Source organism: Xanthocytophaga agilis (genome assembly GCF_030068605.1).
GTDB classification, from domain to species: Bacteria; Bacteroidota; Bacteroidia; order Cytophagales; family 172606-1; genus Xanthocytophaga; species Xanthocytophaga agilis.
This window is the reverse complement of sequence record NZ_JASJOU010000005.1, coordinates 254,655-268,403: the sequence shown is the minus strand read 5'-3', so window position 1 is coordinate 268,403 and position 13,749 is coordinate 254,655. Positions and strand designations below refer to the sequence as shown.

The window sequence follows — 13,749 nt, the reverse complement described above, 5'->3', positions numbered from 1 at the left end:
CTCATCGACGCATTTTTAGTCTCAAATATTCGGATGAACTGGATTCGAAAGACAATTTAATGAGCATAGAAATTTCATTTTCCCATATTAATGTGCATGCCATAGGATATTTTTGATCACTGATTGCTATATAGGTGGTATCATAGCCAGAAATCTGCTTGGCGGTAAGCTTATATGTACTAATCTGAATCATTGGTAATTCAGTTTGGTACATATCATAATAAACACAGGCTAGCTTTCCATTGAGAGGAGATATTTGTGGTTTTTCAAAGAAGATTGCTGTATCACCCGTTTGCTTATCTACTGTGAAATATTCGTACCATTCATAGCCTGTACATTCCATTAAATATTTATCAATATCTGGTAAGTATCCAATGTATTTGTATTCAAGGAAATTATCATCCTTAGAAAGATTGTTCTTTACAACAAATGATTTTCCTGTAGCTAATGGTAATCTGATTTCTCCGTTAATTATTTTAAACCGGTTAGTATCTCTCTTTATTTTATCCTGATAGGTTATTTCACTGGATGCAAACTCTTTTTCTGAGATAACAGACAATACAAAACGTGTAGAGTCGGTAGGCTGAACAAAAGAAAAACGGGTAGAAGCAACTACCTGCGGATCTTGTTTGCGTCCTTCCAGCTTATGCACTGCTACTGTTTGGGCTAAAGCAGATTGCCTGCCACTGTGACATGAGAACACAGTGACAGGAATCGTTATTACTAAGAGTATCTTTTTGACCATCAGAATACACTGGAAAAAGAACCAATACTTGTTGTGAGAGTGCATAGGCGTTCCTGTTCAAAAAAGATACTTACCCAAAATGACAACTTATCAGCCATAGGCCACTCAATCAAATAACTACTCTTCATACGCCCAGGCTATACCAGTTTTCATATCACGTACAACAACTCCAATTTGTTTCAATTGAGCCCGGATTTCATCTATTTTTGTGTAATTTTTCTCAACTTTTGCATCTTTATAGATAGCAAGAAGCTCAGAGAGTAACAACTCAAATGCGTCAGGTTTCTCTTCTTTGAGTCCTAATACTTCTTCGATAAAAGTTACGTACGTGATACGGAGCATATTAAATCCTTCTTCTCCCAGCTCTGCACTTTGTATTTGTCCTAATTGTAGTTGATTTATTTTCTTAAGCAGATCGAATAGCTTGGCAATAGTGACTGCCGTGTTCAGATCATCATTCATGGCATCATAGCAACCTTGTGCGGCTGTTTTGATGTCTTGCAGATGTTTTTCATTTACCAATACTCCATCTACTTCTGAAAAGGTTTTTGTTTTGATATAAAGAAGCCCATTTATTAAGCGCCGATAGGCTTTGCCTGCTGCTTGTAGTGCATCATTTCCCAGATCTAATACACTTCTATATTGCGATTGCAGCATAAAGAACCGTACAGTCATTGGGCTATATGCCTGAGTTAAGAGTAAATTTTGTCCTGTAAACAGTTGATCTGGTAAAATGGAATTACCTTTTGCTTTGGACATTTTCTCTCCATTCAATGTCAGCATATTCGAGTGCATCCAATATTTTACTGGCTGTACTCCATTAATACCTACTGCCTGAGCAATTTCACATTCATGATGTGGAAATTTCAAATCCATACCTCCACCATGAATATCAAAGTGATTACCCAGATATTTCGTACTCATACAAGTACATTCCAAATGCCAGCCTGGAAAGCCATCACTCCAGGGAGATTTCCAACGCATAATATGCTCTGGTGCTGCTTTCTTCCAAATTGCGAAATCCAGCGGGTTCCGTTTTTCCGACTGCCCATCCAGTTCACGGGTTTCATTGATTAGTTCTTCTATTACCCGACCAGAAAGTTGTCCGTAATTCTGGTGTGATGACTGGTATGTATTTATATCAAAATATACAGACCCATTTGATTCATAGGCGTATCCTTTTGTGATTAGTTCTTTTACTGCCTCAATCTGTTCTACCATATGCCCTGTCGCAGAGGGTTCTATACTTGGAGGTAACATGTTCATGATACGTAGTACATCATGAAAATTGTTAGTATAAAACTGGACAACCTCCATGGGTTCCAGTTGTTCCAAACGAGCCTTTTTGGCAATCTTATCTTCTCCGTCATCGGCATCATTTTCCAGATGGCCTACATCTGTAATGTTTCGCACATATCTGACTTTATAGCCTAAGTGAAGCAAATATCGATACAGTATATCGAATGTAAGAAATGTACGTACATTGCCCAGATGGACAGAACTATATACTGTCGGGCCGCACACATACATACCAACATAAGAAGGGTGTATGGATTCAAACAGTTCTTTCTGACGTGTAAGTGTGTTATAAAGTTTTAATGGCTGGGGATTCACAAAGAGTAAAGAATTAAAATTGAAAGATCAGGAATGTTTTATGCATGAAAAGGTTTACATGCAACAACATCGATCGAGGTATTTGTTCAGTAGCATACTTCTTTTGTGGAAAAATTTGAGTTCACCAGAACCATATATGAAAAATGGCAACAAAGATACAGAGAGTTTAACTATAGCAAATAGTTTATCTACAGTAAAGTTAAAAACTACAGATATTCTTCATTTTTATAAGTGGGTTGCTTAGGAAAGGATAGTGGTTTGAATACCAGCCATAAAGATAGTTATTTTACTTGTTTCTCCTTTTGGAGTGAAGTAAAATATTTCTCTAATTCAGATTCAATGACCGTAAAAGTCTGATCTTTCAATGATTCCATATCATCAACTGTCATTCCTGTTGTTGGAATAGGTTCATGAATGATTACTTTTATGCCTTTACGTAAAAATAACAGCTTTCCATCATCTGGTAGGATCTGCCAGTTATATGGGAACGTTATGGGAACAATAGGCACCTGTGTATCAATAGCCATCCGAAAAGCCCCATCCTTAAAAGGTGCCATTCGTGGAGGTTGTTTGGATTTAATGCCACCTTCCGGAAAGATTACAATGCTACGATTGTGCTGAAGAAAATGCACGGATTTCTGTACAATTCTGTAACGTTCCAGTTTGCTCTCCCGATTGACCGGAATATGAAGCTTGCGAAACATATAGCCAAACAGAGGAACTTTGGTAATCTGGCTTTTTCCAATGAAAGCATAATAGTGAGGCAATACCACTCCCATTACTGCAATATCCAGATAGGAAAAATGATTGGAGCAGAATACATAGGCTTGATTATGAGATAATGTTGCTCTGTTCTCTATATCAACAGAGATCCCACATAACGGAAAAAATAATTGGCCCCATAAACGATTAAGGTAATGGGCTTTAGGATGCCATTTTTCTCGTTGCAGAAACAACCAGAAAAATGGAAACAACAATAAAAACAATCCAAGAAACCAGAAATAACACCAAAAAGAATACAGTCGTCGCATGAGCTAGTGAGAACAATTATTCCAGCAAACTACATAAGCTGAAATAGTTGGAACAGAAGCGCAAATTAGAGAAAAGCAGGGGATTGCCCGAATAATTGGTTTAAAATTATTTGTGAACAGCAATATCTGAATGTTGATAGTCAATACAATTCACCCTTCATAACCGTAATAGCCTGCCCACCAAGTAATACCCGGTCATTCAGTAGGCGAACTTTCACAACACCTCCTCGTGAAGATGCCTGAAAACCCGTCATAGTTGTTTTGCCCAGTTTTGCTGCCCAATAAGGTGCTAAAGCTGTATGCGCAGAACCTGTAACCGGATCTTCGCTCACACCTACAGCAGGGGCAAAAAAGCGGGAGATAAAATCATACTCAGTTGATTGGCTACGAGCTGTAACAATCGTGCCTCTTATGGGCAATTTGCTTAATTCTGAGAAATTGGGTTGTAAGTTTCTAAGTACTTCCTCTGACTCAATTTCAACCAGATAGTCCATTTTATTATTTCCTGCAAAAATAGGATTAACACCTAATGCTTCTGCTAATCCTCCTGGAGCTTTTACTTCTGTTGCTTGTTTTGCTGGAAAGTCCATTTCAATCCAGTCATTATTTTTTGTACAGGTAAGAAGGCCACTTCGTGTAAAGAAACGGGCTGTATCTTCATGAGATAGTTTTTGAAGCTGCCAGAGTATATGTGATGTGGCTAAGGTTGCATGGCCACATAAGTCTACTTCTACTTTAGGCGTAAACCATCTTAGTCGGTATCCATCACCTTCTGGCCAGGCAAAAGCTGTCTCAGAAAGATTCATTTCCATAGCCAGATTTTGCATCCATTCTTCTTTTGCTGGTTCTTCCAATAAACAAACTGCAGCTGGATTGCCTCCAAAAATGCGTTGAGTGAATGCATCAACCTGATAGATATTCATAGACATGTTCGGTAAGGTATGGTCAATAAGATGTTACACTATCAAAGGAATACTTTTTTCAGTGTTTTTTCAAAATAATTTTTTGAGTTCTCCGTCTAGCACAAAACCAGTTATCCAATCAGACCTTTACATAAACTACTATATTTCATGCTTTCCAGATTAATGGTTTTATTGCTCATCGTAGTTCTATTCTTTGGAGTTGACTATTATGTATATCATGCTTTACGTACTCTGCCTGAATCGTTTCGGCGACCAGCCCAATGGATCTCACTTTTTTTCTCTATTGGATCAATAGTTTCATTAGTATTATTCTTTTTAATACCTGGTTTGCAAGGTTCTGTAATGCGGAATTTTCTTATGACTATGGTATTTACTAATCTGCTTATCAAGCTTTTTGCAGGGATTTTTGTGCTTTTGGATGATATTATCCGATTAGGAAAATGGGTAGTTTCTAAATTTACTTCTTCTGACGTGCCTGCCCAAGTTTCAACCACAACTCCTCAGGATGCCGCACCCATAATTCCTCGTTCTGAGTTTTTGATCAAAGCTGCTGCCATTGCAGGTACGGTTCCTCTTATAGGAGTAGGATATGGTATATTGCTGGGAGCACATGATTACAGAGTTCGTAGAGTAACTTTACGATTACCTAACTTACCCCGTTCATTTGACGGACTACGTATTGCTCAGATCTCAGATATTCATTCAGGTAGCTTTTTTAATAAGAGAGCTGTTACTGGAGGAGTAGACATGTTGTTGAAGGAAAAGCCAGATATGATATTCTTCACAGGAGATTTAGTTAATAATATTGCAGAAGAAGTTGCAGATTATGTTCCAATCTTCCAGAAGTTAAAAGCGCCTCTGGGTGTATTTTCGACATTAGGTAATCACGATTATGGAGATTATGTGAATTGGGAAAGCGCAGCTGCAAAAACAAAAAATCTCCAGGATTTAATGCATGCCCATAAGCTGATGGGATGGGACTTGCTAATGGATGAAAACCGGAAAATTGTTCAAAGTGGCGATGAAATCAGTATTATTGGGATTCAAAACTGGGGACGAAGTTTTTCAAAACATGGAAATCTGGCAAAAGCCTATAAGGGCGCAGAAGATGCTCCAGTAAAACTGCTTCTGTCACATGATCCTACACATTGGGATGCTCAGGTTCGTTCAAACTTCCAGGATATTGATGTTGCATTTGCCGGACACACACATGGCGCACAGTTTGGTGTAGAAATAGGGAATATTCACTGGAGTCCAGTTAAATATGCTTATAAACAGTGGGCTGGTTTGTATCAGGAAAAAAATGATGTAGGAAAAACACAATACCTATATGTGAACAGAGGATATGGATATATTGGTTTTCCAGGACGTGTAGGGATGCCTCCTGAAATAACCATTTTTGAATTAAAGACAGTTTAATAAGAAATAAACTTTATAGGAATAAATGCTTATTGATGAGTGTTTTAGTATAATCATATGATGTGTTGTAATTTATTTTTCTGCAAAATGAACCATTTCTGTAGAAAAATAAATTACATGTAAACACAGAATATCCTTTCAAAACACTTACTAACATGAAAAGACTACTTTTTACCTGTTTTACACTTTTAGCAACGGGTATTTTTACATTTGCACAGAAAGTTGAGAGTTGTTGCCAGATCTCAGCCACAGACGCAATGGCCCGGTTAGTAGATGACCCGGAATTTGTAGCAAGCCACCTGGCTCCGCTTCCGTATGTATATAAAGGTAAAGATGGCAAAATGATTACTTTTAAAACAACAGACGGTAAAACCGCTAATGCTTTTGAATTAAAGGCAAAAACAAAATCCAATAAGTATCTCTTTGTGTTTCAGGAGTGGTGGGGATTGAATGACTACATCAAACGTGAATCTGAAAAATACTATAACGATTTGAAAGGTGAAGTGACTGTGATCGCATTGGATATGTATGATGGAAAAGTAGCTACTGATCCTGAAACTGCAGGGAAATATATGGGAGAAGCTAAACCTGAGCGCTTGGATGCTATTACCAAAGGGGCAGTTGAATATGTAGGAAAGGATGCAAAAATAGCAACCGTTGGTTGGTGTTTTGGTGGTGCGCGTTCTCTTCAGGCGGCTTTAGTCAGTGGCAAACAAGCCGTTGGGTGTGTGATGTTTTATGGTATGCCTGAAAAAGATGTAAATCGTCTAAAGACTTTACACACAGATGTATTGGGCTTGTTTGCAGGAAGAGAAAAATGGATTAATTCAGAGGTTGTTTCCCAATTTGAAAAAGATATGCAGGCAGCAGGAAAAAAAGTGACTGTAAAAACATTTGATGCAGAGCATGCCTTTGCCAATCCAAGCAACCCCAATTACGACAAAGCAAAAGCGGATGAAGCTTATATGATGGCAATTAATTACCTGAAAGAAAAGTTCAAGGTCTAAAGTTGAATAATATCACAACTCAAAACCCTGCTTCTTTCCTGAGCAGGGTTTTGTTTTTTATGTCTATACTACTACTGAAAGTATAATTTCACTGTTTCTTTGCCAAATTGTTTTCAAGTTCATTTCCCGATTTATTACTTTGCACACAAATTATTTTTAGCATTATATGATCCAGAATCCAAAAAGATATACTGTTACAGCGGCATTAATATATGCCAATGGCCCTATACACATAGGTCATTTGGCAGGATGTTATATTCCGGCTGACATTTATGTTCGCTACCTGAGAGCTAAGGGAGCCGATGTGCTCTTTGTAAGTGGAACCGATGAGCATGGTGTACCTATTACTATCCGGGCACAAAAAGAAGGTATTACTCCTCAAGAAGTTGTAGACAAATATTATACACAAATTCGGGATTCTTTTGCTGAATTTGGTATTTCATTTGACATCTATTCCCGCACAAGCAAAAAAGTGCACCATGAGACTTCTCAGGAGTTTTTTAAAGACCTGTATGATAAAGGTGTCTTTGTAGAAGAAGTATCTCAACAGTATTATGACGAAAAAGCAGGGCAATTCCTAGCTGACAGATATATTGTGGGAACATGTCCTAATTGCGGAAATCCCAATGCATATGGAGATCAGTGTGAGAGATGCGGGAGTACCCTAAGCCCGATGGAGCTTATCAATCCACACTCAATGCTGAGTGGTGGAAAGCCAGTTTTGAAATCAACTAAAAACTGGTATCTGCCTTTGGACAAAATGCAGCCACAAATTGAAGAATATATTGCCTCTCATCCAGAGTGGAAGGTGAACGTTGCTGGGCAATGTCAGTCGTGGCTGAAACAAGGGCTACAACCACGCGCAATGACTAGAGATCTGGATTGGGGAATTCAGGTGCCTTTACCTGACACAGAAGGCAAAGTGTTGTATGTGTGGTTTGAGGCACCGATTGGCTATATATCTGCAACGAAAGATTACTTTACTGCCAAGAAAATGGGTGCTGCTCCTGAATTGTACACAGCTCCTGTACCAGAGACAACCACACCTGGTGATTGGGAGGTATACTGGAAAGCCAAAGATACCAAACTGGTACACTTTATTGGAAAGGATAATATTGTGTTTCACTGTATCATTTTCCCGGCAACCTTGATGGCTGAAGGAAGTTACATTCTGCCAGAAAATGTACCCGCTAACGAGTTTATGAACCTGGAAGGAGATAAGATCTCTACCTCACGTAACTGGGCTGTATGGCTGCATGAGTATCTGGCTGAGTTTCCCGGTCAGCAGGATGTATTACGGTATGTACTTACTACGAATGCACCAGAAACAAAAGATAATGAGTTTACCTGGAAAGATTTCCAGACTAAAAACAATAGTGAACTGGCGAGTAACCTAGGGAACTTTGTAAATCGGATTATCACATTAACACATAAGTATTATAAGGGAGAAGTTCCTGTCCGTGGGGAATTATTTGATATAGACAGGGAACTGATAGAAGCATTGGCAAAAGCCCCTGCAGAAATTGCCGAAGCAATAGAAAACTATCGGTTTAGAGAAGGTTTATCTCTGTTGATGGATATTTCCCGTATGGGCAATAAATACTTGGCAGATACTGAACCCTGGAAAAAAATCAAGGATGACCCTGAACGGGTAAAAACTATCTTAAATCTTAGTGCTCAGGTTGTGGCTAATTTGGCTGTTCTGTCAGAGCCTTTCCTGCCATTTACATCACAAAAGATATATGACATGTTAAATATTCCTATTTTGAGATGGGGACAGGCAGGAAGTGTGAATTTAATTCCTGATGGACAAGTTTTTGGAGCCGCGGAAATATTATTTTCTCAAATCGAAGATGCTACTATTCAGGCTCAGGTAAAGAAACTCGAAGATTCTAAGAAAGCAAATGAATTAGCCTCTAAAACAGTAGCACCTGCTAAGGAAGCTGTAACATTTGATGACTTTCAAAAGATGGATATTCGAGTGGCTACCATTCTGGCTGCTGAGGCTGTTCCTAAAACTCAGAAGTTGTTAAAGCTTACACTGGATACAGGATTGGATCAGCGTACTGTCGTGAGTGGAATTGCTGAACATTACAAGCCAGAAGAGATTATTGGAAAACAGGTATGTTTGCTGGCAAATCTGGCCCCAAGAGATATCAAAGGAATTTCCTCACAGGGAATGATACTTATGGCTGAAAATATAGACGGAAAACTGGCATTTGTAAGTCCAACTACATTGATTATAAATGGAGGTACCGTACGATAAGTAGTAACTGATTAGAGATATAAAAAGCCGCTGTCTGTGAAAACAAATAGTGGCTTTTTATATCTCTCTTACCTGAAGTGTAGAGCAAAGTCAATCGTTCTATATTCAGCCCAGGTCATCTCTTCATTAAAACGACTGAAGCCTACATGTCCGCCTAATGCAGGGGTTTCCAGGAATAAGTAATCGGAATGAGCAGCAATATCTGCTGGGGAACAACTTGCTGAAAGCACAGGATCATTTTGTGCATTTAAAATCAATGTAGGAACCCTGATTTGAGAAAGATAAGGTAGTGAACTACAGCGGATACAATAATCATTGTCGTCTTTAAAACCATGTAATGGAGCAACATAATGTTTGGTTATATCCATTAAGGTATCATAAGCCAATGCTTTTTTTAGAGCTTGTTGATCAATAAGAGAGGATTTACTAAGTAAAAATTTTTTGAGCTTATCCCGAAACATCCGGGCATATATGCTATGATTTCCCATAGCTTCTACACTACCTAATACGTCACAAGGAGAGGAGATGGCAACAATACTTTTTATTTCAGATGGAATGGCATTTTCCAACTCACCTGCATATTTTAATGCAATGTTACCACCTTTACTAAAGCCAACTACTGAAATGTCTTTGTATTCTTTTTGTGCTAAAACATGCTGAATAATTATATCCAGCTCGTCACTACTGCCGTGAGTAGTCATTCGCTCCAGAAGATTAGGCTCACCACTTAAACCTCTCATATTCCAGCTTAAAATATCCCATCCATTTCTGTTAAATGTCTTTGCCATTCCCAGCATATAGGTACGGGTTGAATTGCCTAATAATCCATGTGTCAGAATAGCCAACTTTGTAGTAGGAATCTGTGCATAACTCCAATCCAAATCCAGAAAATCATGATCTGGAGTCTTTATACGTTCTCGAGAGTAGTGTATCCCTTCAACACGGCGAAAAACGTTAGGCAGAATCGTTTGTAAGTGACGATTCCATTGATGGATTGGGGGATTGTAAAATGGTATAGGTAAAACAGGCATATGCTTGAATATAATGTTGTAGAACCGCAGGTTATCTGAACAGGTTCCCTTAGAGAAAATAAAGTTAAGAGCTTATACGCAAGAAATATTCAGCAATAATTTACCTTATTGAGATTCAAAGTGGCATCTTTTTTTATCTTGATATGTAATTCGGTTACCTATTTTGTTTTCTGCAATTAATGTTGTGACTAACAAGGTATTTACAGGATTTTATTTTTAAACTTTTATACTACAGACACCATACTATGAACGAAGTATTTTCCGCCAGTCGTCTTAAAGACATGTTCACTCCTGATCAGGTAGTGTTAAACGAAAAAGGCGTTTCTTTCCGAACCAAACGGTTATTAAGTGGATCCGATAATTTTGTGTTTTACTCTGATATATCAGGTGTTGATATTGATAGTGGACTTTTCTTTGCTACTATTCGTATACTTCCAAGAGCCAGGCCTGAAATCGTAATCAAGGGATTCTCGAAAGGGGATGCTGAACGAATCAAAGAATTGATTCTTGAAAGAGCATAGATTAAAAAATAATCTGAGTCTTAATAGTGAGTAGTAAAAGTTTCTTTTACTACTCACTTTGTATTGTTGCGTACAACTAGGTGCAATTTCAATCTTTAATATAGTTATGCGCAACAACGAAAATGATTGGACTTGTGTATAATCTATCTGCTGAGCAAACCCACTGCCTTGCCTTCATTGAAAAAAAATGAGCCGAACTATGCACAAATCAAAACTTTCTCCAAAAGGGTTATATCCTGCCTATCCAACGAAAAAAGAGTGAATGCCAACTTACATTTAGTTCTTGTAGAATTTTAACAAGTGATGTCTTTTCTGCCCTTATTAAGTATAAAAGATATCTTCTAGAAGAGTAATGGCCTGAGTTTCGGAAATCTTACTAACTATTTACAATCAGGCTTGAAATTGGCAACTTTGTATCGTTTGCCTTTATAGGAGTAATGCCACCACTCAGATGTGATAGGACTAAAGCCTGCCTGGATCATGGTTTGTTTGAGTAGCTGTCGACGTTGAAGTATATCTGCTGGTAGTTTTGTATAGGCATGATAGGCTTCTTTCCCAAAAAAATCAAAAGGAGTTCCCATGTCTAATTCTTTGCCTGTACTGTCTGCTAGTGTAAGATCCAATGCAGCCCCTTTATTGTGCATAGAGCCATTACCATAAGGATTTCCTACAAAGTGATCATTAGGCATTATCTTCCACATCTTTTTCTGTACATCAAGAGGCCTGTAACAGTCAAATAATCGTAATCTGTATCCTTTACCCAATAATATATGCTGAGCTTTAATTAGAGCCAGTGCCGCTTCCTTTCGAAGAAGACATTTGGCACAATCATAAACTTGTTCTTTTAGGAAGTTATTAGGAGTTGCATACCGCAAATCCAGTACAAAAGACGAATCTAACAGGATAAGTTCTACAAATCCACTATCCGGAATCTCATGAAGTTGGACTGGTTTTGGTGTTGATAGAGGTTGTTGAACCGTATCTGTCTGTTTTACATAAATTGTAGTGTCACGTAGTGAGTCGGGAGTAGGTATACCTATTTGTTTAACGGACTGGTGAGAACTTGTATCTTCTATTTTATTTGCCTTTTCTTCCTGTGAAGAAGTACAGCCATAAGACAAAAGTGTAAAAATAAATATAGATACAAATCGAGTTTGAACGTACATGAAGATAAAATAGAATAGTATAATCAATAAAATATATTGTCTACATTCACAATTACATACGGCGAATGTGGTGTAAAGTGTCAAAATTACATATTTTACTGGAAGTAATTGAGTATTTCACTAAGAGGCTATACTTATGAATTAGGTAGGGAGTAGGTTTCAGACAAGATAAAGATCTTAAAAAAAAGCGTTTTTGATAGATTTACTACATGTAGAGAATACCAAGGTTACAAAATAAAGGCAAGTTGTAAAATAAACTATGGTCCTAACGGAATTATGGTAATTTTCAACGAATAAAATGCGGGATTTGCCGAATTTTTTAAAAAAAATGGGTTGGGTATTGGCGTACATCAAAATCTTTTAACATATTGGACGCTCTTTTTGATGAGAATTGTTCTTCTGATTAAAGAAATTTAAGCTATTCATCAACCTAAAACAAACATAAAGTATTTATTCTTACATCCTTATGAATTTATTTGTAAAAAAAAATCTAGAACAACTACTTCAGGAGGCGGAGTCCAAGGAGCTTAAGCGGAGTATTGGAAAGTGGGCGTTGGTGGCTTTGGGGATTGGTGCTATTATTGGGGCTGGTCTATTTGTGCGAACAGCTGCTGCTTCTGCCGAATCGGCAGGCGCTGCTGTAACAATATCATTTATTGTAGCCGCAGTAGGTTGTGCACTGGCTGGTTTGTGTTATGCCGAATTCGCTTCTATGATTCCTATTGCTGGTAGTGCTTACACTTACTCTTATGCCACAATGGGCGAATTTGTTGCCTGGTTTATTGGATGGGATCTTGTTCTGGAATATGCATTGGGTGCTGCTACGGTTTCAATTGCGTGGTCTGAGTATTTGAATAAACTTTTAAAATCTGTTGCAGGTTGGGAAATACCTTATGAGTGGTGTCATTCCCCATTTCAATCCGATAATGGAGTGCATGGTATTATGAATATACCTGCGTTGTTCATAATTTTTATCCTTACATTGATATTAATTAGAGGTGTATCTGAATCTGCTACTGTAAATGGTATCATTGTAATTGTAAAAGTTGCCATCGTTATATTATTTATTGCTTTGGGCTGGTCTTATATTAACCCTGTTAATCATACCCCTTATATGATTCCGGAAGGAACTGCAGGACATGAAGGCTTCTTTGAACATGGATGGGGTGGTATCCTGGCAGGAGCAGGGACTGTATTTTTTGCATTCATTGGATTTGATGCTGTATCAACAGCTGCTCAAGAAACTAAAGATCCTAAGCGTGACATGCCTTTTGGTATTTTAGTATCTCTTGCTATTTGTACAGTTTTGTATATATTATTTGCTCACGTACTTACTGGTGTAGCCAACTACACTGAATTCGAAAAAGCTGGTAAAGAGGCTTCTGTTGCCTATGCAATTGAGACCTATATGACCAAATATAGTTGGTTAGCACTCTTTGTAACTATTGCTATCCTGGCAGGGTTCTCTTCTGTGATTCTTGTAATGCTTCTAGGGCAATCCCGCGTATTCTTCTCTATGTCAAAAGATGGATTAGTACCTCCAATTTTCTCTAAAGTACATCCCGTCTACCAAACACCTTATAAGTCGAATCAGATTTTCTTCATATTTGTGGGATTATTTGCTGCATTTATTCCTGGTGATGTAGTAGGCGATATGACCAGTATCGGCACATTGTTTGCCTTCGTACTTGTTTGTATAGGTGTGATTATTATGCGGAAAACAGATCCTAATACTCCACGTCCTTTTAAAACTCCATTCTCTCCAGTTGTACCTATATTAGGAGCATTGGTTTGTTTGGCAATGATCATTGGTTTGGGTGCAGAAAACTGGATTCGATTAATTGTTTGGATGCTTATCGGATTAGTAGTGTACTTTGTTTATGGCCGTCATCATAGCAAATTACAAAAACAAAAAGTTGCCTAAACCAATTCTAAAAGCAATATTGAAGAAAATAGAGGTTCTGGTAAATGAAGTTGTTATTCAAATCTTAGACTTTTTTTATAAAAACTTTAAGAAAATTGCTTT

At 37.9% G+C, this 13,749-nt stretch carries 11 protein-coding genes; 5 read left to right on the top strand and 6 right to left on the bottom strand.

Annotation, left to right across the window (positions count from 1 at the left end; genetic code table 11):
• Position 1 precedes the first annotated feature (1 nt).
• From QNI22_RS16885 to QNI22_RS16870, 4 genes are all read right to left on the bottom strand, one after another.
• Entirely contained in the window at positions 2 to 790 is a 789-nt protein-coding gene (locus QNI22_RS16885) for a hypothetical protein (protein ID WP_314512365.1), read from the bottom strand.
• Positions 791 to 862: 72 nt separating this feature from the next.
• Positions 863 to 2,359 (bottom strand): cysteine--tRNA ligase, encoded by a 1,497-nt coding sequence (gene cysS, locus QNI22_RS16880; RefSeq protein WP_314512363.1) that lies wholly within the window; start codon positions 2,357 to 2,359, stop codon positions 863 to 865.
• A gap of 281 nt (positions 2,360 to 2,640) precedes the next feature.
• Positions 2,641 to 3,390, bottom strand: coding sequence for a lysophospholipid acyltransferase family protein (locus QNI22_RS16875; protein ID WP_314512362.1), 750 nt, complete (start codon positions 3,388 to 3,390; stop codon positions 2,641 to 2,643).
• A 140-nt stretch (positions 3,391 to 3,530) separates the two neighbouring features.
• Positions 3,531 to 4,313, bottom strand: a complete 783-nt coding sequence (locus QNI22_RS16870; RefSeq protein ID WP_314512361.1) for a PhzF family phenazine biosynthesis protein — start codon at positions 4,311 to 4,313, stop codon at positions 3,531 to 3,533.
• Positions 4,314 to 4,460: 147 nt separating this feature from the next.
• Between QNI22_RS16870 and QNI22_RS16865 the strand changes: the two genes are divergently transcribed.
• The 3 genes from QNI22_RS16865 (at position 4,461) to metG (ending at position 9,005) form a co-directional block, all read left to right on the top strand.
• Positions 4,461 to 5,732 (top strand): metallophosphoesterase, encoded by a 1,272-nt coding sequence (locus QNI22_RS16865; protein WP_314512359.1) that lies wholly within the window; start codon positions 4,461 to 4,463, stop codon positions 5,730 to 5,732.
• 155 nt (positions 5,733 to 5,887) lie between these two features.
• Positions 5,888 to 6,739 carry a dienelactone hydrolase family protein gene (locus QNI22_RS16860; RefSeq protein WP_314512358.1) on the top strand — a complete coding sequence of 284 codons (852 nt, stop codon included), beginning with the start codon at positions 5,888 to 5,890 and terminating at the stop codon, positions 6,737 to 6,739.
• A 166-nt stretch (positions 6,740 to 6,905) separates the two neighbouring features.
• Positions 6,906 to 9,005, top strand: a complete 2,100-nt coding sequence (gene metG / locus QNI22_RS16855; protein ID WP_314512356.1) for a methionine--tRNA ligase — start codon at positions 6,906 to 6,908, stop codon at positions 9,003 to 9,005.
• Positions 9,006 to 9,073: 68 nt separating this feature from the next.
• Here metG and QNI22_RS16850 read toward each other — a convergent pair whose 3' ends face one another.
• Positions 9,074 to 10,036 (bottom strand): YheT family hydrolase, encoded by a 963-nt coding sequence (locus QNI22_RS16850; protein ID WP_314512354.1) that lies wholly within the window; start codon positions 10,034 to 10,036, stop codon positions 9,074 to 9,076.
• A gap of 245 nt (positions 10,037 to 10,281) precedes the next feature.
• Between QNI22_RS16850 and QNI22_RS16845 the strand changes: the two genes are divergently transcribed.
• A complete protein-coding gene (locus QNI22_RS16845) occupies positions 10,282 to 10,557 on the top strand; it encodes a hypothetical protein (RefSeq protein ID WP_313979124.1) in 276 nt (91 codons plus the stop codon).
• 380 nt (positions 10,558 to 10,937) lie between these two features.
• On the opposite strand, the gene QNI22_RS16840 is transcribed toward QNI22_RS16845, so the two are convergent.
• The gene (locus QNI22_RS16840; protein WP_314512351.1) at positions 10,938 to 11,723 is read right to left on the bottom strand and encodes a M15 family metallopeptidase; all 786 of its coding nucleotides are present in this window, start codon (positions 11,721 to 11,723) and stop codon (positions 10,938 to 10,940) included.
• A 466-nt stretch (positions 11,724 to 12,189) separates the two neighbouring features.
• Here QNI22_RS16840 and QNI22_RS16835 point away from each other — a divergent pair, with 466 nt between their 5' ends.
• Positions 12,190 to 13,647 carry an amino acid permease gene (locus QNI22_RS16835; protein WP_314512349.1) on the top strand — a complete coding sequence of 486 codons (1,458 nt, stop codon included), beginning with the start codon at positions 12,190 to 12,192 and terminating at the stop codon, positions 13,645 to 13,647.
• The last annotated feature ends 102 nt before the right edge of the window (positions 13,648 to 13,749 follow it).